At 36.9% G+C, this 26,869-nt stretch carries 17 protein-coding genes; 14 read left to right on the top strand and 3 right to left on the bottom strand.

The features are described 5' to 3' along the window. Positions 1 to 146 precede the first annotated feature (146 nt). The 7 genes from BCER98_RS11390 to shc all read left to right on the top strand — a co-directional run bounded on the left by BCER98_RS11390 (position 147) and on the right by shc (position 9,782). A complete protein-coding gene (locus BCER98_RS11390; RefSeq protein ID WP_012094681.1) occupies positions 147 to 2,246 on the top strand; it encodes a vWA domain-containing protein in 2,100 nt (699 codons plus the stop codon). A 154-nt stretch (positions 2,247 to 2,400) separates the two neighbouring features. Beyond that, on the top strand, positions 2,401 to 5,763 hold the full coding sequence (locus tag BCER98_RS11385) for a tubulin-like doman-containing protein (RefSeq protein ID WP_012094680.1): 3,363 nt from the start codon (positions 2,401 to 2,403) through the stop codon (positions 5,761 to 5,763). A gap of 56 nt (positions 5,764 to 5,819) precedes the next feature. Further along, the gene (locus tag BCER98_RS11380) at positions 5,820 to 5,954 is read left to right on the top strand and encodes a hypothetical protein (RefSeq protein ID WP_012094678.1); all 135 of its coding nucleotides are present in this window, start codon (positions 5,820 to 5,822) and stop codon (positions 5,952 to 5,954) included. Between the two features lie 68 nt (positions 5,955 to 6,022). Then, positions 6,023 to 6,271, top strand: a complete 249-nt coding sequence (locus BCER98_RS11375) for a DUF1294 domain-containing protein (protein ID WP_012094677.1) — start codon at positions 6,023 to 6,025, stop codon at positions 6,269 to 6,271. Positions 6,272 to 6,378: 107 nt separating this feature from the next. Continuing rightward, positions 6,379 to 7,326: an EamA family transporter RarD gene (rarD, locus tag BCER98_RS11370; RefSeq protein ID WP_012094676.1), complete on the top strand. Its 948-nt coding sequence runs from the start codon at positions 6,379 to 6,381 to the stop codon at positions 7,324 to 7,326. Between the two features lie 71 nt (positions 7,327 to 7,397). After that, positions 7,398 to 7,823, top strand: a complete 426-nt coding sequence (locus tag BCER98_RS11365; protein WP_012094675.1) for a divergent PAP2 family protein — start codon at positions 7,398 to 7,400, stop codon at positions 7,821 to 7,823. A gap of 99 nt (positions 7,824 to 7,922) precedes the next feature. Continuing rightward, complete coding sequence (gene shc / locus BCER98_RS11360) at positions 7,923 to 9,782, top strand: squalene--hopene cyclase (RefSeq protein ID WP_012094674.1); 1,860 nt, start codon at positions 7,923 to 7,925, stop codon at positions 9,780 to 9,782. Positions 9,783 to 9,851: 69 nt separating this feature from the next. Here the strand turns inward: shc and BCER98_RS11355 are convergent, their stop codons facing one another. Next, positions 9,852 to 10,001 (bottom strand): YfhD family protein, encoded by a 150-nt coding sequence (locus BCER98_RS11355; RefSeq protein ID WP_012094673.1) that lies wholly within the window; start codon positions 9,999 to 10,001, stop codon positions 9,852 to 9,854. A 344-nt stretch (positions 10,002 to 10,345) separates the two neighbouring features. Continuing rightward, complete coding sequence (locus BCER98_RS11350) at positions 10,346 to 11,830, bottom strand: aldehyde dehydrogenase family protein (protein WP_012094672.1); 1,485 nt, start codon at positions 11,828 to 11,830, stop codon at positions 10,346 to 10,348. Positions 11,831 to 12,102: 272 nt separating this feature from the next. Between BCER98_RS11350 and BCER98_RS11345 the strand changes: the two genes are divergently transcribed. From BCER98_RS11345 to argH, 5 genes are all read left to right on the top strand, one after another. Then, the gene (locus tag BCER98_RS11345) at positions 12,103 to 12,381 is read left to right on the top strand and encodes a YhdT family protein (RefSeq protein ID WP_012094671.1); all 279 of its coding nucleotides are present in this window, start codon (positions 12,103 to 12,105) and stop codon (positions 12,379 to 12,381) included. A 3-nt stretch (positions 12,382 to 12,384) separates the two neighbouring features. Continuing rightward, positions 12,385 to 13,818 carry a sodium/pantothenate symporter gene (gene panF / locus BCER98_RS11340; protein WP_012094670.1) on the top strand — a complete coding sequence of 478 codons (1,434 nt, stop codon included), beginning with the start codon at positions 12,385 to 12,387 and terminating at the stop codon, positions 13,816 to 13,818. A 116-nt stretch (positions 13,819 to 13,934) separates the two neighbouring features. Beyond that, on the top strand, positions 13,935 to 14,867 hold the full coding sequence (locus BCER98_RS11335) for a nucleoside hydrolase (RefSeq protein WP_012094669.1): 933 nt from the start codon (positions 13,935 to 13,937) through the stop codon (positions 14,865 to 14,867). A 120-nt stretch (positions 14,868 to 14,987) separates the two neighbouring features. Continuing rightward, on the top strand, positions 14,988 to 16,097 hold the full coding sequence (locus BCER98_RS11330) for a serine hydrolase (RefSeq protein ID WP_012094668.1): 1,110 nt from the start codon (positions 14,988 to 14,990) through the stop codon (positions 16,095 to 16,097). A gap of 98 nt (positions 16,098 to 16,195) precedes the next feature. Continuing rightward, complete coding sequence (argH, locus tag BCER98_RS11325) at positions 16,196 to 17,704, top strand: argininosuccinate lyase (protein ID WP_012094667.1); 1,509 nt, start codon at positions 16,196 to 16,198, stop codon at positions 17,702 to 17,704. A 232-nt stretch (positions 17,705 to 17,936) separates the two neighbouring features. Here the strand turns inward: argH and BCER98_RS11320 are convergent, their stop codons facing one another. After that, positions 17,937 to 18,686 (bottom strand): (S)-benzoin forming benzil reductase, encoded by a 750-nt coding sequence (locus BCER98_RS11320; RefSeq protein WP_012094666.1) that lies wholly within the window; start codon positions 18,684 to 18,686, stop codon positions 17,937 to 17,939. Between the two features lie 115 nt (positions 18,687 to 18,801). Between BCER98_RS11320 and BCER98_RS11315 the strand changes: the two genes are divergently transcribed. Then, positions 18,802 to 26,271, top strand: a complete 7,470-nt coding sequence (locus BCER98_RS11315) for a DUF11 domain-containing protein (RefSeq protein WP_012094665.1) — start codon at positions 18,802 to 18,804, stop codon at positions 26,269 to 26,271. Between the two features lie 356 nt (positions 26,272 to 26,627). Further along, the gene (gene cspB, locus BCER98_RS11310) at positions 26,628 to 26,828 is read left to right on the top strand and encodes a cold shock-like protein CspB (protein ID WP_012094664.1); all 201 of its coding nucleotides are present in this window, start codon (positions 26,628 to 26,630) and stop codon (positions 26,826 to 26,828) included. Positions 26,829 to 26,869: the final 41 nt, after the last annotated feature.

Here is a 26,869-nt window from a genome sequence, read left to right as displayed (position 1 = left end):
AGGGAAAAGTCATCTTTTATTTTGGTAATATTGTTTACATAATGATGTTATGGTGATATCTAGCTTAAAAATACAAGTCATATATCTTGTTTCTTTTCATAAATTTAAACATAGGAATTTGTCTACAAAGGTGGCGAAGCATCCATATGAAGATTCGAATCTGTGCCACATTTATTTGTATTCTACTAGTATGTTTCATTCCTTTTTCAACTTGTGCAAAAGGAGAGGGGGCAAAGGAAAGGGTCGTCTCACTTGTATATGATGATTCTGGCAGCATGAGAAATAACGATCGCTGGAAGTATGCCAATTACGCTTTGCAAAGTTTAGTTGCATTATTAGATGAGAAAGATACATTTTCATATGTGCCTATGAGCCGTCCAGAAGAAGCATTTCAACTCGCGCTCACAAATGAAAAGAGACAAACAGAAATAAATCAAATTGGAGCTTGGAAACATTATTTGAATACACCGTTTCGGGCTGTAGAAACCGCGATGCAATCTATAAAAAAAGAAGCCGAAAGAGATGACAAACGTGAATTTTGGCTCATTGTATTAACGGATGGAGCTTTTAATGAATTAGAAAAAGAAAAGAATGGTGGAAAAGAATACGTGACGCAGCAACTGAGGCAATTTAAAAAAGAAATGGAAACGAAAAAAATATCTTTGCATCCGGTTTTAATCACGATGGAAGAAAACTTAGGACCGCAAGAACAGCAACAAATGAATCTATTTAAAGAAATATGGCAGAAAGAAATAAACGGCATCATCATGCCATCAAGTGGTGAAGATGGGGTGATTCAAAGTGTCAATCAAGCTGCGGCTTTAGTTGCGAATCGGGACCCATTTTCTTCGGTCGAATCAATTGTGAAAACAAAAATAAAAGGGAATACAGTGGAGATTGCTACACCATTTCCATTGAAACGAATGACTTTGGTAAAACAATCTTCTCTTGCCTCACAATACCAGGTGAAAAAGCTTGAAAACCCATTAATCTTGCAAAACTCTTTTTCTATTCATGCACCGGGAGAATCTCGTTTATATGGTGAAATTGCACATATTCAAGCGGAAAATCAAACAGTGATTAAACCGGGAACATATCGGATAGAGGTGGACAGAGAAATTGGAAAAGAAGAGCTAAAAGTGCTTGTAGAGCCAGCGCTCGATTATCAGCTTTCTATTTATGAGAAAGAAGATAAAGAAAAGAAAGATACGGAAACAATGTATGAGGGAACGACCGCTATAATTGAAGCAAAGCCTACAGAATTACCTATTCAATCTTCTTATTTTCAAGCAGAAATAGAAATAGATGGTAAGTTGTATCCGATGAAATGGGATGGGAAAAGAAATGTATTTTATTATGAAACAAAAGTCGAAAAACAATTTATTCGTGGAAAAGTTCATATGAATATAAAAGGATTTTATAGACAAACAAAAGAATTTCGTATTCAGCCTGAAACTAGACCGAAGTTGTCATTACAAACTCTTACAAAAGACTACCAAGAAAAGGTAACAAATTTAACGAATAGCAAACCTTTTGTTATGCAGCCGCTGTTAAATGGAAAACCGATGACGGAAGCAGAAGTAAAAAGGGTATTATCGTCTACTCACATCACATCTAATCAATCGATTCACTATGAATTAACACAGCATCGTAATCAAATCTATGTATATCCTCGTCCGTATTACTCCGATACATTTAATTTTACAGATACAGGTAACGTAAAGGCTACTATCACAATACGCGATTCAAAGCTGCAAAAAGTAGAGAAAACCATTTCCTTTTATATTCAAAATGCACCGTTTTGGGAACGGTACGCAGTCATTTTTCAATTTGTAATACCAGTTACTTTATTCCTTTTCATTGTCGGAATTCTTATTTTAGGCTGGGTTGTCCGGCCAAGATTTCATCGGAAAGCAATGCTCTATTACGAATGGGATCAAGAGGTGGCGAAAGATTGGTTCTATCAATCTGAGCCAGAGCTTTTAAGAAATAAATGGTGGAAACATTATTTTGGCATTCCATTTCGTGCAGAGAGAAAAACCATTCAGTCCATTACATTGATTGCGAAAAAAGGATCGAAATCGATATTTGTAGCGAAGGAATCACAAGTAATTGGCATGATTATTGACGGTATGTTTATTACGGAAGAAGAGATTGGATATGAACATAAGACGCTATATCCAAATGAAATTGTCGTAATTGATAGAGGATATGGGAAGGAGATTTATCGATATGAGTGTGAATAGAGGGATTCACAAAAGTGCGGTGAACGATACTTCGCATATTTCTGGCAGACGTGTCACGCTCTGTTAAGGATCTTACTTTTCTTTTTTAGCTCTAGTAGTAATTTGATTGTATCTTTTCATCTTTTGAGCATGTACAAACAGGAAGGTGGTTTACATGACATTACAAGTTCCAACGATTTTAATTGGTTTAGGCGGAATTGGGAGTGCTGTTACACATCAAATATATGAAAAGTTGCCAGAAAATCGTCGGAAAAGAGTCGCGATGCATGTGTTTGATACGGATGTGAATACGTTAAGTAAGTTTGAACATATTCGAAAATTTAAGACACAAACGAGTTCCAGTAAAACACCAAGAGAATATATTGCAGGAGATCCGACGATTCCAGAATGGTTTCCGATGGATCCGACAATTTTAGATAAACCGCTAACAGAAGGTGCGGGGCAAATGCGCGTGATTTCACGTTTAGCTTTACGTGCTGCGATGAAAGAAGATAAATTAACAGCCTTTTGGCAAGAAATCGAAAAGATTTTTCCTGTGACAAGCGATCAAACAGAATATGGCGTTCGCGTTATTATTGTCACATCACTTGCTGGTGGAACCGGATCAGGGATGTTTTTACAAATTGCATTATACTTACGTGAAATGCTTCGGAAGAAATTGCAACATCATAACATTTTAATTCGAGGTGCCTTTTTAATGCCAGATGTGCTTGTGAAAACACGTACGGTTAGTGCGAAAGAATATGAAACGGTGCAAGCAAATGGATATGCTTCTTTAAAAGAACTTCATGCGATTACACTCGGTTCAACTGGCGAGATATCAAAGCGTGGTGGTGTAACAATTGAACTTGAATATCGTCCTGATCAAGTAGATGAGGATGGAAGAACGAATCATACAATTAAGCAACATCATTTACCTTATAATTATTGTTTCTTATATGATTATGAAAATTTGCACGGGCATCATCTACACAATGTAACAGATTATATGGAGCAAATGACAAATACAATTTATTTACAACTATTTAGTCCCATGTCTACTAGTCACTTTGCACAAGAAGACAATCAAATTCAGCAATTAGCCGAGTCAAATGGTAAAGCTCGTTATTGTGGTGCAGGCACGGCTAAGTTAATTTATCCATATGAACACGTATTGAAATATTGTGCTTTAAAATGGGCTGTGCAAGGTTTAGATGAATCATGGCTTCATTTAGATCAATTGTTTCAGGAGAAAAAGCAGCGTTATGAACAAGATGTGCGCCGCGGTATGCAGCGAGAAAAGCCTGAGCGCGGGAAGAGTTATTTAGAGGATTTAGAGCATTTGGCAACGCGTCCTGAGCAAGCGCATATTTTCTACAGACAAATGTATAATGAAACGCGTGAAGGAGCAGAAGGTGGAAAAGTTGGTGTTGCTAAGTCGAAATTGTTTTTAGAAGCGGTGGAAAGTTATGTGCAGCGTACAGTGCAAAAGGATGAAGAACTCAATCGATTGCAACATGAATGCAAAATTTCAGCAGCGAAGCTGAAAATTCCAGAGCAAATGAAAGGAGAAGTAGCGAGGGTAGATCATGCTGTTCGATTGTATGCATATGCAATACCAAGCCGCGTACATGAACATGTAACAACCCTGCTTTATGAAATAGTTGAATCAGATCGCTATGCACCTAGTGGCTCAGAAGGACAGTCGTATCAATTAAACACATGGTTTTTAAAGAAAACAGAGGCAGTTCATCCTGTGGCTGCTCGTTTTATGTTATATGAAATTCGAAAACAATTAATCGAAAAAATAAATCGCTTACATGAGAATAATGAACAAAAACGAAATTTAATTCAAAATTACGATAAGAAGTTTAATGTGAGCAATATTGATGGGACAGTTACAGCGGTGCGCCGCGTTGAACTTGCACAGCAGCAAAATTGGTTTGGAAAAATGTTTTACAATCAACAGCGTATGTTTCGAAAAGAATTTGAAGATATCGTAACGCAATATGTGCATAAACTAAATGAATATCGCAAGGAAATGTTGCTAGAACTCGTATATCAATCGCTCTACCAAACGATTTATAAGATGATTCAACATTGGGAGCGCTTCTTTGACAACTTACAAGAGACGCGTGAAAATTTATTATTTGAAATTCAAAAGCGGAGTAAAGAATTTGAAGGAAAAACAAACCCGACAAATGTGTATGTATTAGCAGATGAACAGTTACAAGAGAAAATATGGAAAGATATGCAGCAACATTTAAATTTAGGCGTATTACCAAAAGATATATCCGCGGAAATATATATGAGTTTATATGGGGAATATTGTCGCGATATACAAGCCGAGGAAAGTCAATCGCAAAAGGTCGAGGATTTTTATAGAGAGCATATATTAACGTATTGTTATAAGGAACTTCAAGTACGATATCGCGACAAATTAGAACTCAATATTATTGAAGCGCTTCGCAAAGAGGCTGACTTTAAAAAACGAGATCGGAATGAATATGTAAGAGCGAAAATTGAAGATTTGTTCCATTTAGCAAGTCCGTTTATTCCAAAGGTAGCTCATCATCGAGAATTGCAATATTGGGGTGTTCATCCTTCCTTAAAGAAAGAATTACAAGAGGAGCTTTTGCAAGAATTGTTTCAAGAAAAAGATACAGTGAACGAAGCTTTCTCTCCGTTTGAAGTAATCTGTTACAGAGCACATTATGGGTTGTCATTGCAAGATTTTCCAAAGTTATCGTCCGGTCATATCGCGAACGGTCTTCTATATGATAAAGGAGATTACTTTCAATCGTATTACCGACGTGTCAATAAGTTGAATAGTAAAAAATCGAATTTGACACCGCATTTAGATAAATATTGGCACTTACCAGCCTTTATGCCCGACTTAAATGCGACGCAAACGAAGCTAGATTATGATAAATGTAATCGTGCTTTACTGTATGCGTATATATACCGGTGGATTAGCTTAGTTGCTGTGGACGGCCAATTTGTTTATCAATATAACGGTGTAGGGAGAAGTTTTTTAATACAGTCTATGGGGAAAAACATTCCAAGTGAAATTTATAAATTGCATCGCGCTCTGCTTCATAATCCGTTTATTTATGAAAATATTTTATCTCGTTTTGAAGAAGAGCAAGAAAAAGCGATGGTGCAAGGAGGGCACTTGTATACGCAAACATTTGTATTAGGTGCTCAAGATGTTAGATGGCTTCGTAAAGAGCATGTGCATAATATTTTAGATGTAATTTTAATGTATGATCGTGAGGCGAAATATGATCCAACGTTAGAAGAAACATCAGATGAATTATTGCGTTTACTTCTAGATGAAGTACTTTTATATTTTGAGAATTATTATGGAGCAGGAGCAGAAACTATTGCGAAAAAAGAAGCAGAATTATTTATGAAGCAGTTATGGGATCGCTCATATGCGAAAGGGTATGTAGATCCCAATAGTGCCCCTTATAAAAAATGGCAGCATATATTATGTGTGTTAGATGAGGAAGAAGAAACAAAAACGAATGCGTAGAAGGAAGATAGGGAACCCTTAATCATGCCGAGATTATTTTGAAAAGAGGGGTTTAGGTGCCATTTTTAGGAAGTGTGTATCAAATATTTGGGTTATATCCAGAGATTTATTATGGGATGATTTCATCGGATATAAAAGAAGAAGTACAGAAAGATGGCGAACAAGAAGAACAAGAACAGACGTATGAATGACCATGCAGGCTCGCTTGCATGGTTTTTTCATGATACAATAAAGCGAATTTTGAGAAGGAGAAAAAGGAATGAAGTGGATTTATTTTATCGTTATTAATGTGATTGCATTTAGTATGATGGGATTGGATAAACGAAAGGCCAGAAAGAAAAAATGGCGCACGCCAGAAAGGACATTATTTTTAGTAGCAGCGGCTGGAGGGGCACTTGGAGCATGGTTTGGTATGTATGTTTTTCATCATAAAACACATAAGAATCAATTTGTACTTGGGATTCCTCTGCTTGTTTTCATTACAATTGGCCTGTTTTTTGCTGTATAAAAAATGAGAATACAAAGTGTGTCGAAAAAAATGCAGTTTCAATATTGGAAAAATTCATGTAAGGCAACGTATAATGGAGAGAAAAAGAGAAGAGGGGAAAAGGGAAGATGGAGAGTCAAAAAGCACTACAAAGAAAAGGAATTATATATGCGGCTGGTGCTTATACGATGTGGGGGATCCTACCAGTTTATTGGAAATGGGTAGAAGAAGTTCCTGCTGAGGAAATATTGGCACATCGCATCGTTTGGGCTTTTGTTTTTATGTTAATCGTTCTTGGTGTATCAAAGCGATTTGGTCAATTTATGAGTGAACTGATGAAACTTTTTACACAACCTAAATTGTTCATCTCGTTAACAATTGCGTCTATTTTAATTACTGGAAACTGGTTTGTGTACATATGGGCGGTTAATCATGGTCATATTATTGAAGCCAGTCTTGGTTATTATATTAACCCACTAGTAAGTATTGTCCTTGGGACGGTTGTTTTAAAAGAGAAGCTAAATTTTTGGCAATACGTTGCTGTTGGGCTAGCTGGAGTAGGGGTAGTGATTTTAACGGTTCGATACGGCGAAATTCCATGGATTGCTCTTTCGCTTGCATGTACATTTGGTTTATATGGTTTAACGAAAAAATTATTGAATTATGATGCAATGAATGGGTTGACCTTGGAAACAATGATCGTTACACCGGTTGCTGCTATCTATTTATTTATGGTTGGAGCGCATGGATTCGGTTCGTTTGGATCGATTTCTATAGCGGAAACATTACTTTTAATGGGAGCTGGAGCTGTTACAGCGTTGCCACTTTTTTACTTTGCTAAGGGAGCACAAAGGATTCCGCTATATATGATAGGATTTTTGCAATATATTGCACCAACAATCAATCTTATTTTAGGTATTTTTATTTTCCATGAGCATTTTACGTCTGCTCATATTATGGCATTTTTATTTATTTGGATTGCATTGTTTATATTTTCTATCGCAAAAACAAAGTTTTTACTAAAAAAACAGCCTAAGTTTTTAAAAAATAAATCAGCAAAGTATTATAATGCGTAGTATTTTCTGCGCATTTTTTCTTTATACTTATAGTATAGAGTTTCCATTACAGTAAGTGGGGAGATGGAAATGTGGAAACAATTCTACATAATGAACCGTTTATGGCCGCAGTATTATCGTGGTTTTTAGCACAATTTACGAAAGTGATTTTTAAACTCGCTAAGACAAGAGAATTTGATTTTGCTCAATTCTTTGCTTCTGGTGGTATGCCGAGTTCGCATTCTTCAACAGTTACTGCCTTAGCAACAGGTGTTGGAATTGTGGAAGGGATATCGAGTGCCGTGTTTGCTGTGGCAGTGATTTTCGCCATTATTGTTATGTATGACGCTTCTGGAGTCAGGCTTGCCGTAAGTAAACAGGCGAAGATTTTAAATGACTTTTTTCATGGGAGACAAACGAATTATAAAAAATTAAATGAACTTGTCGGTCATACTCCTTATCAAGTTGTTGTCGGAGCTATTTTAGGAGTTGTTGTCGGAATTTGGTACTGTATGTAAGCAGAATGTGTATGTTACATGTTCTGCTTTTTTGTTTTATACATAATTGTTATAAATTGTGAATATCGTGTATGGATTTCGAAAAGGTAGGTGAAGAGGGTGGTATTATACGGAAGAGTGTGTGCAGAAATAGAGCGGACAATCACTGCACTTCATACAATGCAACAGCAAGATGGTGCATGGCGCTTTTGTTTTGAAGGATCGCCATTAACAGATTGTCATATGATTTTTTTACTTCGATTATTAGAAAAGGAAGAAGAAATAGAGCCGTTTGTAGCAAGGTTAACGTCCATACAAACAAATGAAGGAACTTGGAAGCTATACGAAGATGAACGTGCTGGCAACGTATCTACTACGATTCAAGCATATGCGGCGTTACTTGCATCTGGCATGTATACGAAAGAGGATGTCAATATGAAGCGTGCGGAAGCTTTTATTCAAGAAAGAGGAGGAATTGCACGTTCTCATTTTATGACGAAGTTTTTATTAGCACTGCATGGAGGATATGAATATCCTAGAATGTTTTATTTTCCAACTCCTATTTTATTCTTGCCTGAAGATTCTCCACTTAGCATATTTGAACTTAGTAGTTCTGCGCGTATTCATCTTATTCCAATGATGATTTGTATGAACAAAAGATTTACTGTATCAAAAACTATACTTCCGAATTTAGATCATATTTCAGGAAGCAGTAAGTCCGAATGGTTTCGTGAGGACCGCTCCTCATTATTTGAAACGATTCTTGGAGAAGTGAAAAAGTTTGTAACGTATCCTTTATCTCTTCATCATAAAGGGGACAAAGAAGCAGAGCGCTTTATGATAGAGAGGATTGACAGAAATGGTACATTATATAGCTATGCGAGCGCTACATTTTATATGATTTATGCACTTCTGGCGCTAGGGCATCATATTCAATCACCTCTTATTCAACAAGCAGTCGCAGGGCTCCGAACATACAAATGGCATATGGAAGCGGGCATTCATTTACAAAACTCTCCATCTACCGTATGGGATACGGCTTTACTCAGCTATGCATTACAAGAAGCGAATGTAAATGAGAGCACACCTATGATTCAAACAGCAACAGAATATATATGGCAAAGACAACATCATGAAAAGAAAGACTGGAGCTTGCATGCACCTACACTTTCTCCTGGAGGATGGGGGTTCTCAGATGTGAATACAACAATTCCAGACGTTGATGATACAACTGCTGCTTTAAGAGCGTTAGCACGAAGCAGAAAAAGGAATAGAAGAATAGAGGAGGCTTGGAAAAAAGGGGTGAACTGGGTGAAAGGATTACAAAATAAAGACGGAGGATGGGCTGCTTTTGAAAAGGGGGTAACAAATCGGTTTCTGACACATTTACCATTAGAAAATTCTGGTGATATGATGACGGATCCTTCTACTGCAGATATTACAGGACGGGTTTTGGAGTTTTTTGGGACGTATGCTCCTAATGAATTACAAGATCATCAAAAGAATCGCGCGATTACATGGCTAATGGATGTTCAAGAGAACAATGGATCATGGTACGGAAAATGGGGGGTCAGTTATATATATGGTACGTGGGCTGCTCTTACAGGATTGCGAGCTGTTGGAGTTGCGAATACACATCCAGCTTTAAAAAAGGCAGTTATGTGGTTAGAACGTATACAACATCGCGATGGAGGCTGGGGAGAATCTTGCCGAAGTAGTATAGAAAAAAGATTTGTTCCGCTATCCTTTAGTACTCCTTCCCAAACTGCATGGGCGATTGATGCTCTTATTTCTTATTATGATGAAGAAACACCAGTCATTCGAAAAGGAATTTCTTATTTATTAGAGCACGCTGCGAGTCATCAAGAATATCCTACAGGAACAGGATTACCAAATGGATTTTATATTCGTTATCATAGTTATTCTTATATGTATCCATTACTTACATTTGCACATTATATAAACAAATACCGAAAATAAACCGAGAGCATTTCTCGGTTTATTTTTCGTGGGTAGTAGGTCCCAATTGAAAAGAGTGAAAGATAGGATTTATTTTTTTTTCGATTGGCGTTTTTGGCGTGCATCGGCGGCTGCTGCACGCGCGTTTGCTTCTAGGTCATCATGGTCAGCTAGTTCACGAGAGAACTCAACATCAATACCATCAGAAACTGGTTTTTTATTTTCGTTTTGTTTGTTCATTTGACACAATCTCCTTGTGCATTATGCTATGTTTCGAGTTTAGTTTGACACAAACAGACTTTTTTATACAAATATAATTTGGGGTTATTTGTAATGTTATTTTCCCAGGATTTGTAGATACGGATATAACGAAAACTATACTAGATAAAGTGATGCACGGAATTTCAGTTGGTCGGATTGGAACCTTTCAAGATATTATAAATACAGCTGCATATTTAGCGTCAAATTAGGTTCTCTATATTAAATGGGGAATTTTACATGTCATCGGTAGCTTGTATGTGTGAAGTAACTTTTATGTTTCCATAACATGAAAGAGCCTAGCCGTATTTGGCTAGGCTCTTTCATTAGTTTAAGTTCACCCAAACGCTTTTTACTTCTGTATAGTTATCTAGTGCATATGATCCCATTTCGCGGCCTAAGCCAGATTGTTTATATCCACCGAATGGAGATGCTGCATCAAAGACATTATAACAGTTTACCCAAACGGTTCCTGCACGAACTTTACTTGCGATATAGTGTGCATTTTTAATGTTTTCTGTCCAAACGCCAGCAGCTAAACCAAAGGATGATTTATTTGCACGTTCAATTACTTCATCGATATCGTTAAACGGTAATGCTGAAATAACAGGACCAAAAATCTCCTCTTTTGCAATGGTCATTTCATCATTTACGTCGGCAAACACAGTTGGGGCCACGAAATAGCCTTTATCGAATGGTTTATTTCCTCCGCAAAGTACCTCAGCACCTTCTTCGATCCCTTTTTCAATGTAGCCCATAACGCGTTGCTGCTGTTCTTCAGAAACGAGAGGGCCGATTGTTGTTTTCGGATCTAATCCTGCACCTTGTGTTAAATTTTTTGAATAAAGGACAAGGTCAGCCATAACATTATCGTACATTTTTTTCGGGATAAATAAGCGCGATCCAGCGCAGCATACTTGTCCTTGGTTAAACATAACACCCGACAGTGCGGCAGGAATTGCACGAGATAAATCAGCATCTGGCAAAATGATGTTTGGTGATTTTCCACCAAGTTCTAATGTTACACGCTTTAATGTTTCAGAGGCTTGTCTCATAATTTGTTTACCAACAGGGGTTGACCCTGTAAATGCAATCTTATCAACGAAAGGGTGATTTACAAGAGCTTGTCCAGCAATTTCCCCAAATCCTGGAACAATATTGACTACACCTTTTGGAAATCCAGCTTCTTCAAATAATTCGGCTAAATATAGAGCGGATAGCGGAGTCTGTTCAGCGGGTTTCAGTACAATTGTACAGCCTGTTGCCAAAGCAGCTCCCATTTTCCACATGGCCATAAGGAGAGGGAAATTCCATGGGATAATTTGCCCAACAACACCCACTGCTTCATGGCGTGTATAGTTAAAGTATTCGCCGGATACTGGGATGGTTTGTCCGACAATTTTTGTAGCCCAACCGGCATAATAACGCATATGCTCAATAGCAAGCGGAATATCTGCCGCTAATGTTTCACGAATGGGCTTACCGTTATCTAATGTTTCAAGCTGAGCTAATTCATTTTTATGTTCTTCCATTAAGTCTGCCAGTTTGTACATCAAGCGACTGCGCTCTGCACCGCTCATACATGACCAAGGTCCTTCATCAAAAGCTTGTCTTGCGGCCATTACAGCTTTATGAATATCTTCACGACCAGCTTCTGATACGATTGCAAGTGTCTCACCAGTTGCTGGGTTCGGTGTTTTAAATGTTTTTCCGGATACACTTTCAACAAACGTTCCGTTCACGTATAACTTTTTTGTTCCCTGAAGAAACTGTTCAACCTTTTCATGAAGATTTACAGCTAATTGACTCATTGCATAACCCCCTTGAAAATATATTGTAAACGCAGTAAGAGACAGCGTTTATCCCTGTAACAAGGTTGTAAAGAACAAGTTGAAAGACCTCTAATTTTAATCATAAATAATAAAAACTGAAAATTCAAATTTCATTTATGTTACAATTGTAAAAAATACGTAATGATGCATGATTTCTACATCATGATACAAATTCTTGTTTGTTTTTACTTTCTAGTAGGAAAAATGGGAAAAAGAATGGTACAATTATACTTTGTGAGAGGAGGGAGACAATGAAATATGATCATGAAGATTCGCGTTTTCGGTTTGCTCATAAGGAAGCGTTAATCGGACTAGGTCTTGCTTGTATAAATTTTGTTATATGGTATGGGTTTGCTTATGGACTAGGTAGTAAAGATCCGAGTGAATACACATATATATTCGGTTTTCCAGCTTGGTTTTTTTATAGCTGTATCGTTGGATTTCTTATCATGGTTGTCTTGCTAAGTTTAGTTGTACGCTTTGTATTTCAAGATATTCCACTCGATGAGGAAGAAAAAAGTGAGGAATGATAGATGAATTGGTATGTAATAATTCCAATGATAATTTCTTTTATCATTGTATTTTTAATTGGTGTATATGCATCACGGCGCGTACAAGCGACAGCGCATCATAAATTTTTGCAAGAATACTTTCTTGGTGGACGTGAACTTGGTGGATTATTATTAGCAATGACAATGATTGCGACATATGGTAGTGCAAGCAGTTTTATTGGAGGGCCAGGTATTGCTTACAATATGGGACTTGGATGGGTACTACTATCTGCTATTCAAATCGTCACCGGCTATATTGTATTAACGGTTCTTGGTAAAAAATTTGCCATTATTGCACGCAAAATGGAAGCCATTACACTTATCGATTATTTAAAAGGGCGCTATAATCATAAAGGTGTTGTCATTTTATCGGCATTATGCATTATTATCTTTTTATTTTCTGCAACTGTAGCCCAGTGGGTTGGTGGCGGACGGTTAATAGAATCGTTAACGGGGCTTTCCTATACAACATCTTTATTTTTGTTTACATTTTCTGTTCTTGTGTATGTTTTAATCGGTGGATTTCGAGCAGTTGCATTATCTGATACATTACTAGGAATCATTATGTTAGTGGGCACAACAATTATTTTAATTGCAACAGTAATCGCTGGGGGCGGAATTGAAAATATTATGCATGACCTTGTGCAAATCAATCCGAAGCTAATTACACCATTTGGAGCAGACGGCAGTTTAACGAAAACATATGTGACATCATTTTGGATTTTAATAGGGATTGGAGTAGTTGGATTACCGCAAATTAGCGTGCGTGCCATGTCTTATAAAAATTCAAAAGCGATGCATCAAGCATTAATCATTGGTACTGTTGTCGTAGGAACGATTATGATTGGCATGCATTTAACAGGTGTATTTGCTCGTGTTGTACTTCCAGGCATAGATGTGCCTGATAAGGTGATGCCTCTTTTAGCAATGGAAGTATTACCACCTTGGCTTGCAGGAATTTTTTTAGCAGCACCGATGGCGGCGATTATGTCTACAGTGAATTCGCTCTTATTGCTTGTGAGTTCGTCTATCATGAAAGATATATACGTAAATTACATAAGTGAAAAAGCTACAGATCAAGCAATTAAAACAGGAAGTTTATGGATTACAGGGATCATTGGCTTACTTGTTTATGCAGCAGCGATTAAGCCACCAGACTTCTTAATTTGGTTAAATTTATTTTCTTTTGGTGGTTTAGAAGCAGCGTTTATTTGGCCGATTGTTTTAGGATTATATTGGAGAAAAGGAAATGCGATTGGTGCTTTTACATCTATAATTGTTGGGGTAGGATCTTATATCATCATTCACCTTTGGTTCCCCAATCCATTTCAAATTCATACGGTAGTATTTCCAATTTGTTTTGCGCTAATAGCTTACATACTTGGCAGCATTATGACAACGAAAAAAGAATCATAAAAAAACGCAGTGTTTACAAAAAACACTGCGTTTTTTATGAGAAAATAAATTTTTTCATTCTGTAATTTTTTCCTGTTCATAAATTAATAACAACTGTTAGGATGGAGTTGAAGTTTATGAAGAAAGTACTGTTTTTGGGGGATCCAGGAATTGATGATTCGTTAGCGATTATGTATGGGTTGTTGCATCCTGATATTGATATTGTTGGTATTGTGACAGGATATGGGAATGTATCGCAAGAACAAGCGACAAGTAATGCGGCCTACTTATTACAATTAGCTGGGCGGGAAGATATTCCGGTTATTAAAGGAGCAATGATGCCACTGTCAGGAGAATTTACAACGTACTATCCAGAAATTCATGGTGCAGAAGGAATGGGGCCCATTCGTCCACCAAAAAGCATTTCACCGAATGTGAAACCTTTTTGTGAATTTTTTTCTATTTTGGAAAAGTACAAAGGAGAAATTATTATTGTTGATGCTGGGAGATCAACAACATTAGCAACAGCTTTTATTTTAGAAAAAACGCTTATGCAATATGTGAAAGAGTACTATATAATGGGCGGAGCCTTCTTAATACCAGGGAATGTTACGCCAGTTGCTGAGGCAAATTTTTATGGAGACGCAATTGCTTCGCAACTTGTTATGCAAAATGCAAAAAACGTAACATTAATACCGCTTAATGTTACCTCGGAAGCGATTATAACGCCAGAGACAGTAAAATATCTTGCAAAGCATTCAAAAACTGCTTTTCATACATTAATTGAACCGATTTTTACGTATTATTATAAGGCATATAAAAAGTTAAATCCGAAAATAACTGGAAGTCCGGTTCATGATGTTGTAACCATGATGGCGATGGCTAATCCCTCTTTTTTAGACTATGTATACCGCCGCGTTGCGGTGGATACAGATGGAATTGCAAAGGGGGAAAGTATTGCGGACTTTCGACCACAGCCCGATGCGAAAGCGCTAAAAAATTGGATGAGAATTGGCTGGTCGTTGCACTATAAAAAATTTCTTAAGGATTTCGTTAGAATTATGACATAGACATAATAGCGACATACAAGTTAAAATAATAGAGACGACTTATTGATCAGTCGTCTCTATTATTTTGACTATGAATATATAAAATCGAGAAAAGACATACAAGTAGGAGAGGAATTTCACTTGAAGAAAGTTATAGTTTGTGCAGGAATTGTAGCTATGTTGATGTTGTTAGTATCAGGTAACTTTCTAGCGAAAAAAGTTTGGAGCTCCAATAATGATGATGCACAGTATATCGCTTCATTTGTTGAAGAACATAAAGATGAAAAAAACAGCGCTTTACTCATAAAGCGAAATGATAAAGTTGTGTACTCTGTAAATCCAGATGTTGTTTTACCAGTGGCAAGTACAATGAAATTAATTGTTGCTCTTGAATTTACAAAACAAGTAACAGAAGGGAAAATTGATCCAAATAGCTATGTCTCCATCCATGATGTGAACCGTTATTATGTACCAAATACAGATGGTGGTGCCCAGGAACGATGGCAAAAATATTTACAAAGAAAAGGAAAAATAGATGAAAATGCTGTTTCTTTAGAAGAAGTAGCAAGAGGGATGATGAAATTTAGCTCCAATGCGAATGCGGAATACTTGATGGAAAAGCTCGGATTGGACAATGTGAATCAAAATTTGAAAAAACTAGCACTTCCATCGCATGAACCGTTATTTCCAATTGTTTCATCCTTGTATATTCCAGGATATCTCCATAAAGAGTTACACGTTCCTAAATATCAAATCGAGAAAAAGTTAAAAGAAATGTCTCAAGAGCAGTATCGTCAATATGCAATGGTGATTCATGAGCGTTTGAAAAACAAGGGTGCGATGCTACAAAAAGAAATTCCGTTATATTTAGAAGAACGATATGATAAGATATGGTCCGATCGTTTGCCAGCTGCTTCAGCAAATGACTATATGATTTTGTTACAAAAGGTAAATCATAAGGCAGGGTTTGCAAAGGCTGAGGCAAAAGAATGGGCTAGTCTTGTAGAAACAGATATGAGTACGAAAAAGTATCGTAAAATATTCAGACATGCTGGACAAAAAAATGGTTATACACCATGGACATTAGCAAAAGCTGTTTATGCTACAGATAAGTTTGGGAACTGTACGGAAATTGTGTTTTTAGCAAATCATTTAAATGAAGATGATAGTGCTGAATTGCGTAAGCATTTACGAAATTTACATTTTCAAATTTTACAAAATGAGAAATATAATGCGACTGTTATTAAATAAACCGGGTGCAATATGCACCTGGTTTATTTTTGTACAAGCACCTTTTTATATTTATTGGGTATGATGGATAGTAATAGTTCTTAACGAGGGGGGAGAGAATGAAGCAAATGAAAGAAGAATTTATAGAGGAAGAAGGCAGTGATTTCCCTGGAAAGACCTATATGAATTGTGTGTTGAAACATGTGTTTGAGTTTCAAAGAGAGCATTTGTTATATGATATGTTTATGGTTCACAGAGCTCATATCATTATGTTAATAGAAGAAAAAATAATAAGTTTACAAGAGGGAAAAGAGATTTTAACAGCAGTCGAGAAAGTCGCACAAATTCCGAAAGACGAGCTGCATTATAATTCGAAATATGAAGATCTTTTCTTTTTGATTGAACATTTCATCATAAAAGAAGCAAATGACAATACGATTAGTAATATGCATATTGGCAGAAGCCGGAATGATATGGGAGTGACAATGTATCGGTTGAGTTTGCGTCGTTATCTATTACGTTTTATGGAACATTTTATGTTATTACAGGAAAGTATATTACAAGTTGCTCATAATCATATCGATACAATTATGCCTGCTTACACACATACACAACCAGCTCAACCAACAACATTTGGTCATTACATGGTAGCTGTTTATGATGTAATGGGGCGAGACTTGGAGAGGATTTGGAAAACATATCATTTCTTGAATAATTCACCAATGGGAGCTGCGGCTCTTTCTACAACGAGTTTTCTGATTAATAGGAAAAGAGTAGCTGAATTACTTGGTTTTTCAAGTGTTATTGAAAACTCTTATGATGCAGTTGCAGGTGCTGATTATTTGTTAGAAGTGAGTTCTTTACTCATGGTGACAATGACGAATATGGGGAGATGGATACATGATTTTTTACTGCTTGCAACGAAAGAATATAATGGTATCACGGTTGCGAATCCATATGTGCAAATTAGTAGCATCATGCCGCAAAAACGTAATCCGGTATCGATTGAACACGCTCGTGCCCTCACTAGTAGTGCGATAGGAGAAGCTTTTACTGTCTTTCAAATGATCCACAATACTCCGTTTGGTGATATTGTAGATACAGAGGATGATTTACAACCGTATTTATATGAGGGAATGGAAAAAGCAATTCGTGTATTTTGTACGATGAATGCAGTAGTTCGAACAATGAAAGTAGAAGAGAAAGTTTTAAAAGACCGATCATTTCAGCACGCTATTACCATTACGGATTTGGCAGACACATTAACAAAGAATTATCATATTCCTTTTCGTCTTGCTCATCATGCTGCAAGTGAAGTTGCAAAAATGTCTTTGGAACAAAGCAAAGAATTGCATGAATTAGAGCTAGGAGAAATAAACGTATACTTACAAAAGCGATTTAAAATAAAGCTTTCAAAGGAAGAATGGGAAAATAGTATATTGCCAGAAATGTTTGTAAAGAAACGAATTGTATATGGAGGACCAAGTCACCAAGAGATGGAGCGGATGATTTTAAAAAGAAGAGCAGCATTTGAGCAAGCAGAGAAGAATTTTGAAAGAGAAAAACAGCGCATTTCTAAAGTAGAAAAAGAAACAATGCAACTTGTTACAGACATGATCAGATTGTAAAATGATATTTTTATATATAGACTTAACAATAAATTAAGGCATTGAATATGAACGAATCATGGAATCCATATGACTATTTTTAGAATCGATTAAGTGAGAATAGTAAGAACTACGAAGATAGCCTGCTAAGAAACGGATGATTATATTGGTGTTCTGAAACGAAGCAAGTGAAGGAACTCAAATCGCAAACAAAAAAGCTCGTTTATAAGCGAGCTTTTTTGTTATGAACGTGTTATTCATCAATACGAATAACGCCGCCTTGTTTGAAGTTTTCAGTTTCTAATAGATTGACAACCGCCTTAGCAGCATATTCAGGTGAAAGTAATTTTCCTTCTTCTTTTAAGGTGATAAAGCGATCTAAATTTGTAAAATCTTCTTTCTTTGTTTGACGAATTTGTTTTTGCATATTTGTATCAACGACACCAGGTGCAAAGGCGATGATTTTGACGGGAAATTCTTTTTCAGCTTCTTCTGTAGCAACGCACTGTGTAAACATATTGATACCGGCTTTTGTCGTACAATAAGCTCCCCAACCAAAATAAGGATTTTTCCCAGCGCCTGAAGAAATGTTAATCACACGTTTATCAACTTTCCAATTTTTTGTATGCTTCATAAAAGTAGAAGTAAGAATCATAGGAGCAATTAAATTAATTTGCACATTGGCGATTAATTGTTCACTTTCCGATTTTTCAATTGGTTTCATCGGTGCAAGTATACCGGCGTTATTAATCAAATGAATGGATGAAACGTCTTCCAATTCAATAGAGGACAAGATTGCTGCAAAATCTGCTTCTAATTGGTGGACATTTTGAAGATCCATCGGATGAAATGATAAAGAACTTCTTGTTTGATTTGCTATTTCAACAAGTTGTTCATTTGGTCTTCTTGAAATACAAATGAGATTTGTATGTTCCTTTAATAATTGTGTAGCAATGGCTTCACCTAAACCTTGTGAAGTACCTGTTATGATTACGTAGCGCATTTTGTATGGAACTCCTCTCTTATGTATAGAATTTTAGGGACAATGTACATTCTATAGTTTGTCTTCATTTTATAGTATAGAGCATTTTTTATCATCGAGGAAAGGAGAGGATACAGTGCCTTTTATCAATCGTTTTACAACAACAGTTTCTGGTGCAGTTACATTTACAGGGAACACACTTGGTTTAAGTCCACTCTCGCCAGCGCCTAACAATAATTTTGGTACGATAGATGTATTTACAACAGTCGATACAACTTTACAGGTTCCTGGTTTTCCGGCAGGAACAACAGATGATTGGAGAGAAAATTCTTCGAGTGCAATTTTAAACATTCCAATTGGTAGTAATATTTTATATGCAGAACTTATTTGGGCAGGGACATATAGAACCGATACTGAAGATGTTTCCGCATTTTTAGATGATGACATTATCTTTGTAACACCTTTTGAGGAAGTGTTGATTACTCCTGATCCAGTAACGGCTCAGCAAGGTTCAGTAGGAAAGCAATTTTATTATGTTCGCTCAGCAGATGTAACCGAATTTGTTACCGAGGGAGGAACATATACTGCGGGAAGTGTTCCGGCAGCAAGGGTATCGGTTGATGCGACGGTTAGCCGTTCAGTGGGATGGACACTTCAAGTCGTCTATCAAAATAGTACTTTACCACTTCGTAATCTCTCTGTTTATACCGGGCAAGAAATTATTGAAGCTGTATCTCCACCAGTAGATGCTACTATTTCAGGGTTTGCAACGCCTGCAACAGGAACTGTTACAGGAAGGGTGCTTGTTACTGCGCAAGAAGGGGATCCTAATATTATTGGAGACCAGCTACGCTTTGGGCCAGATGTTAATAGTACAGTTACATTGTCGGGGCGAAGAAATCCAGCTAATAATTTTTTTCAATCCCAAATTTGTAATGATAGAGGAGAGTTGGATAGAACCGGTACTTTTGGTGATTTAAATCAGCCGTTAGGAAGAGCGGTAGAAATGAGAAGACAAGGATGGGACATTACAAATGTAGATGCATCCGCATCTTTAGTGAATAATCAAACATCGGCAGTGGTTCGTTTTGTTACGAATGGAGATGGATATGCTACTGCTGGTTTTGGTGTTCAAATAGATGCAACAGGTCCTATTATTAATCCAATTAAATCTGTTGATAAAACAAGTGCTAGAGTAGGAGATCTTCTCACATATACGATTACAGTTTTAAATACCGGTACGGGAGATGCAGAAAATGTTATATTGCAAGATGATATACCGAGTGGAACAACATTTGTTCCTGGTAGTGTAACGGTCGGAGGTATAACACAACCAAATGCCAATCCATCGACTGGTATTCAGCTAGGAGAAATACCAGTTGATGGTACGTCGCGAATTGTGACATTTCAAGTAAGAATTACTAATTTTCCAGATTCGAATACGATTTTGAATCATGCGATGGTATCTTATCAATTTCAACCTTTTGTAGGAAGTCCGTTTATTACAAGTACAGCTTCTTCCAATATAGTAGAGACCACGCAAGGGAATTTTGTTGATTTACAGTTACAAAAGTTTGTCGATATACCAATAGCAACAATCAATGACGTATTAACATATACAGTAAATATTACGAATAACGGAAATGTAGTTGCAAACAATGTAATCTTTGTTGATAGTATACCGAGCGGAACGACATTTGTTGAAAATAGTGTAACGATAAATGGGATAGCACAGCCAGGAGCTAGTCCTGCTAATAGTGTTAATCTTGGAAGTATCAATCCCTTACAAACGATTGTTGTTGGCTTTCAAGTGAGAGTAACATCCACACCTTTTACAAATCCAATTCCCAATCGAGCGAGTGTAATTTTTAATTTTATCGAAACACCTGGTCAGGAACCTATTTCAGAGCAGGCCACAAGTAACACAGTGTTCACGACAATTATGATAGGTGATATAAGAGCGAGAAAAACGGTAGATAAAAGTTTTGCAACAATTAACGATATTCTTACGTATACAGTTACAATTGAAAATATAGGAAATACGACAGCAACCAATATAATGTTTCAAGACTCAATCCCATCTGGAACAATTTTTATCCAAAATAGTGTAACGATCGATGGAATTTCACAGCCAGGAGTACATCCAGAGATCGGTTTTACGATTGCTAATATTTCTGCTGGAGGGAGTAGGAGAATTACTTTTCAAGTCCAAATTGCATCATCTCCATCCGGTGATACGGTCGTAAATACAGGGAATGTAACGGCTCGTTTTATCATTGACCCGAATCGACCGCCAATTACGATTAATAGACAAACGAATACAGTAATAACACAAATTAATGTTGGAGAATTAAATGTAGTGAAAGAAGTAAACACACAGCAAGCGGGAGTAGGAGATACATTAACATACACGATTACGGTTCAAAATACAGGTAATATTCCATTAACAAATGTGTTCTTTCAAGATACGGTGTCTACAGCGGTTTCGTTTATTGAAAACTCTGTCACGATAAATGGAGTCGCACAAAGTGGACTTAATCCAACTGGCGGATTTCCTCTTCCCGACATTCCAGCGGGTCAATCAGTTGTGATTACATTTCAAGTATTCATTGAACAAAATCCCGAAAATGAAGAGGTTTTAAATCAAGCAAATGTAACGGCTCGTTTTCAAGTTATTCCCAATGAACCACCTGTTACAATTTCAGGTGTGAGTAATATTGTGAATACGACAGTGCAAACAGGAAACTTTGAAGTGATAAAGTCTGTGAATACAGATGTAGCAACAGTAGGAGATATTTTAACGTATACGATTGAAGTGATAAATGCTGGCAGTGTGCCGGCGATGAATGTATTCTTTCAAGATTCGATCCCGCAAGGGACGCTATTTATTGAAAATAGTGTATTTGTTGATGATGTATTACAAGAAGGTGCCGATCCAGAAACAGGAATTTCATTAAGTGATTTCCTAGCTGGGGAGAGTGTGGTCATTACATTTGAAGTGTTAATTGTCGAACCACCATTAGGAAATAATGTTATAAATGAGGCAAATGTTACAGGAGACTTTCTTGTAAATCCAACAGAGCCACCTATTACAGTAACTACACCGAGTAATACAGTTGTGACAGCTATAAATTCAGCGGAATTGAGTGTTAGAAAAAGCGTCAATACAAATGAGTCCGGGGTAGGGGATATATTAACATATACGGTTCGTATCCAAAATAATGGCACCGTATTAGCGACGAATGTTTCTTTTCTTGATCCGATTCCAGCTGAAACAACATTTATACCAAATAGTGTCGTAATCAATGAGGTGCCGCAGCCAGGGCTAGATCCAACCATTGGTTTTTCACTTGAAAGTATTTCTCCAGGATCGATGGTAACGGTAACATTCCAAGTGACTGTTACAAGTGTACCTGTTAGTAAAGTTATACCAAATAACGCAAATGTTACAGCGGACTTTCAAGTCAGTCCTCTGCAACCGCCCATTACAATCGTGACGATTAGTAATATCGTTGTGACGCGGGTAAATATAGGTGCAATTCACGTGATAAAGAGTGTAAATACAAGTGAAGCTGGGATAGGAGATACGTTAACATATACAGTTCTTATCCAAAATACAGGAAATGTTCCAGCAACAAACATTATGTTTCAAGATTTGATTCCAGATGGAGCGCTGTTTGTTGCAAATAGCGTTACAATCAATGGAGTGTTGCAGCCGGGACTAGATCCAGCTGTAGGTTTTGCATTGCCCGATATTCCAGTAAGAGAAACAGCAACTGTTACGTTTCAAGTGACTGTAATGAGTATTCCAAGTGGTAGAAATATAACGAATCAATCAAACGTTACGGCGAGCTTTCTTATCAATCCAGAACAACCTCCTATTACGACGACTACGGATAGTAACTTTGTTGTGACGCAAATCAATTTAGCTCAGCTAGATATACAAAAATCTGCATCAGTCCAACAAGCAGCACTTGGAGAAACGTACACTTATACCGTTGTTATACGAAATAATGGTACAGTTCCAGCGACAAATATTTCTTTCGTCGATACAATTGCTCCAGAGACGACATTTGTTGCAAATAGTGTCACGATCAATGGAGATTTGCAACCTGGATTCGATCCGAGTATTGGTTTTCCACTTCCTGATATTGCAGCAGAAACATCATTAACGATAACGTTCCAAGTTACAGTTGCCGCACCGTCTACACGTGGGGGCGTTTTAAATACAGCGACTGCTACAGCAACGTTCGTATTAAACCCTTCACAACTACCGGTTTCCACAACAAGTTCTAGTAATACAACAGTAGTGGATATACCTTTACCTCCTCCCGGGGAAGTAATAGCTACTAAAACAGTGAATATGGATGCTGGGACAGTTGGTGATGTATTAACGTATACAATACTCATTACAAATGTAGGAATTACGCCTGTTACCGATGTGTTATTTCAAGATACCATTCCAGAGGGAACAACATTTGTTCCAGGTAGTGTGACAATCGGTGAAAGCGCACAACCGAATCTAAATCCTGAACAAGGATTTCTAGTTATTTCAGCGTTAGAATCTAGTGAAAGTATTTCTGTTACATTCCAAGTTACGATTACATCAGTCCCAAGCGAGGAGGTTGTATTAAATGAAGCTGATGTAACATTTACTTCGCAACCAAATCCGATGGAACCGCCAATTACGCAAACGATATCAACGAATTTAGTTGCAACATTTATGAATATAGCTGATATTTTTGTATTAAAGGTAGTAGATAAAGAGGCTGCAACTGTTGGGGATATATTAACGTATAATGTGCTCATTTTTAATATTGGAACAGTACCGGCAAAGAATGTGCAATTTCTGGACTCTAGTTCGAGTGGGGTAGAATTTGTTACGGGAAGTGTAGTTATAAATGATACCCCAGAACCTGGGTTAAATCCATTTACAGGATTTCCACTTCCAGACATCCCAGTAGCTGATGTGATGCTCGTCACATATCAAGAGAGAGTTACAAGTATACCGGAAGGAAGTACAATTGTTAACGTTGTAGATATTACTGCTTCATTTGACGTAAGTGCAACGAACCCACCTATTACAGAAACCGTCTCTAGTAATGCAACCGTAACAGAAATAAATGAAGCCGGTTTAAATGTTATAAAAGATGTGAGTCAATCAATCATTGCTGAAGGGAACACCATCACATATACAACGGTCGTGCAAAATATCGGTACAGTTCCAGCTATGAATATTCAATATCGTGATATATTACCTTCTTCTTTACGTTTTATTCCAAATAGTGTACAGATAAATGGGGTAGGGCAACTAGGGTTAGACCCAAATAATGGATTTTCGCTTCCGAATATAGACTCAGGCGAAGGAATAGAAGTTACATTTCAAGTAACGGTTGTAGAGGTTCCAGAAAGTGGAACGATTGCAAATACTGCAAATGTAACAGGAGAGTTTGTTTTAGTGCCAGGGGAACCGCCAATCACAGTGAATCAGCCCAGTAATACGGTTCTTATAATGGGGAATAGAGGAAGTTTCCAAGTTGCAAAACAAGTGAATGAAGCAGTAGCTCTTGTAGGTGATGTATTAACGTATACAGTGCAAATTATAAATACGGGGACAGTTCTTGCTACCGATGTTCAGTTTATTGATACCATTTCTGCTGAGGCCCCATTCATTCCAGGTAGTGTAACAATTAATGGAGTGCAGCAGGCAGCTCTAAATCCTATTAGTGGATTTTCTGTTGGAGATATTCCTGATGGAGAAACAGTGGAAATTACGTTTCAAGTAGTCGTTACAGCTGCTCCAGAAACAGAGAGCATTACAAATGAAGCGAACGTAACGGGAAGCTTTACTTTAGTTCCAGGAGAGCCACCAGTAGTGGGCGAACAACCAAGTAATATGACAATTACAGAAATAAATATTGGTCAATTTAATGTAATAAAAACAGTAAATAAAGAAGCAACGCGATTAGGAGATACGTTAACATATACAGTGCAAGTAATAAATATAGGGACAGTTCCTGCTACCGACGTCCAGTTTATTGATGTACCATCAGCTGGATTGGTATTTATTCCAAATAGCGTACAGATCAATGATAATTTGGCACCAGGATTGAATCCATTTGAAGGTTTTTTAGTACCGAATCTCGATGTAGGAGAAAGTGTTTTCATAACATTTGATGTTACTGTAAATACAATACCATCGTCTAATAGTATAACGAATATTGCGCATATAACCGGTAATTTTGAACTTGTCCCAGGAGAACTTCCAATAGAGATAAAAAATACAAGTAATACAACAATAACACCAGTAAATCGTGGCAGTTTAGATTTATTTAAGGAAGTAAATTATGTAAACGTTGGGATAGGAGATGTTGTCACATATCGTGTTCGAATATTGAACACAGGAACGGTAGATGCAACGAATGTTCAATTTATAGATCGACTATCTCAAGGTGCAACTTTTGTTCCAAATAGTGTCACGATAAATGGTGTATTACAATCAGATCTGAACCCGATAACAGGGTTTGTCATACCGAATATCCCAGTAGGTGAAACGGCCCTTGTAACATATCAGGCTGAAATTACTAGTTTTCCTGATGGGGGAACAATTGAAAATGTTGCTAATGTATCGGCAGAGTATGTTTTAGTTCCAGGAGAGTCACCTATTATAGTAGAAGATACAAGTAATACAGTAGTCATCACAGTAAATACAGCAATATTGTTTATTGCAAAAGGGGCAAACTTTGAAGTGGCGACGATAGGCGATGTAATTACGTATGCAATTGCCGTTATAAACGATGGAACAGTACCGATCGAAAATGTAATTTTAATAGATCGTATTGATTCAAATACGTTATTTATAAATGGAACTGTAACAGTAAATGATGAGCCGTTACTATTTGCAAATCCAAATATCGGTATTCCGTTAGGGAATTTACAGCCAAATGATGCAGCAATTATTAATTTTCAAGTCGTTGTCATAGGAGGACAAACAAATCCAATCATTACAAATACTGCTACTGTAAATGGACTTGCAACTATAAGTCCAGGTCAACCGCCCGTAGCCGTTGAAGAAGATAGCAATACAGTGGTTATTCCTTTTATTACGCCAAATGTTTCTACAAATGTTGTAAAAATGGCGGATTTGCAAACAGCAACAATAGGAGATGTCGTCACATATACGACAGTCATTACGAATACTGGAGATATAGCGATACAAAATATTCGTTTTCAAGATCTCGTTAGTAATCGTGTTCGATTTATTCCAGGAAGTGTAACAATAGATAGGGAAGTCTTGCCTAATGTAACTCCAGTATCAGGATTTAGTGTTGGGAGCTTGAATCCTGGTGAACAGAGAATCATTGCATTCCAAGTTGCAATAGAAGGGCCGCCACAAGGTTCTAATCATTATATTAACCAAGCGAACATTCGTTATGAATATCAAGTTGGTGACATTCTTCCACCAGTAACAGAAATAATAGAAAGTAATGTGGTAGATATTTTATTTGAACCTACAATAGCACAAATTTGTGAAACAAACAGACATTGTTTTAAGAACATTTCATTTAGTTGTTTTCCGTGTAATAAGAAATATATGGATAAATAAGAAGTGAGGTCTCCTAAAGCGAGGAGACCTTATTTTATATAAATTATAATCATTTTCCTTTAAAAGAATTATTACATATGAACATGAAATCTTATAAAATCGCTCAATACGTTGTTCAACGTGAAGTTTGACAATATAAAATAAAAAAATCTTTACTTTTATACGATCGGTATGATAGTATGAGTTTAAACCATTTTACTTTTAATAATATAGAGATTTAAATGAGCTGTAACTTCAAAGGAGGAAAGCAATGTTAAATCTCCTTTGTGGTTACAGTTTTTTACTGTCTTCGTTATTTTTGTAAAGTGGTTGAAAATCAATATGTACATATAGGTACATTGTAGGAGGATTTTTTCATGCAAAACGGTAAAGTAAAATGGTTTAACGCAGAAAAAGGTTTCGGATTCATCGAAGTTGAAGGCGGAGAAGACGTATTCGTTCATTTCTCAGCAATCCAAGGCGAAGGATTCAAAACATTAGAAGAAGGTCAAGAAGTTACTTTCGAAGTTGAACAAGGTAACCGCGGACCACAAGCTACTAACGTAGTTAAGAAGTAATTGAACTAAAAAGAGAAGGGATTCCCCTTCTCTTTTTTTGC

The sequence above is a fragment of the Bacillus cytotoxicus NVH 391-98 genome (assembly GCF_000017425.1).
Classification (GTDB): Bacteria; Bacillota; Bacilli; order Bacillales; family Bacillaceae_G; genus Bacillus_A; species Bacillus_A cytotoxicus.
The sequence above is the reverse complement of the archived record's forward strand: the minus strand, read 5'-3'. Positions and strand labels throughout refer to the sequence as shown.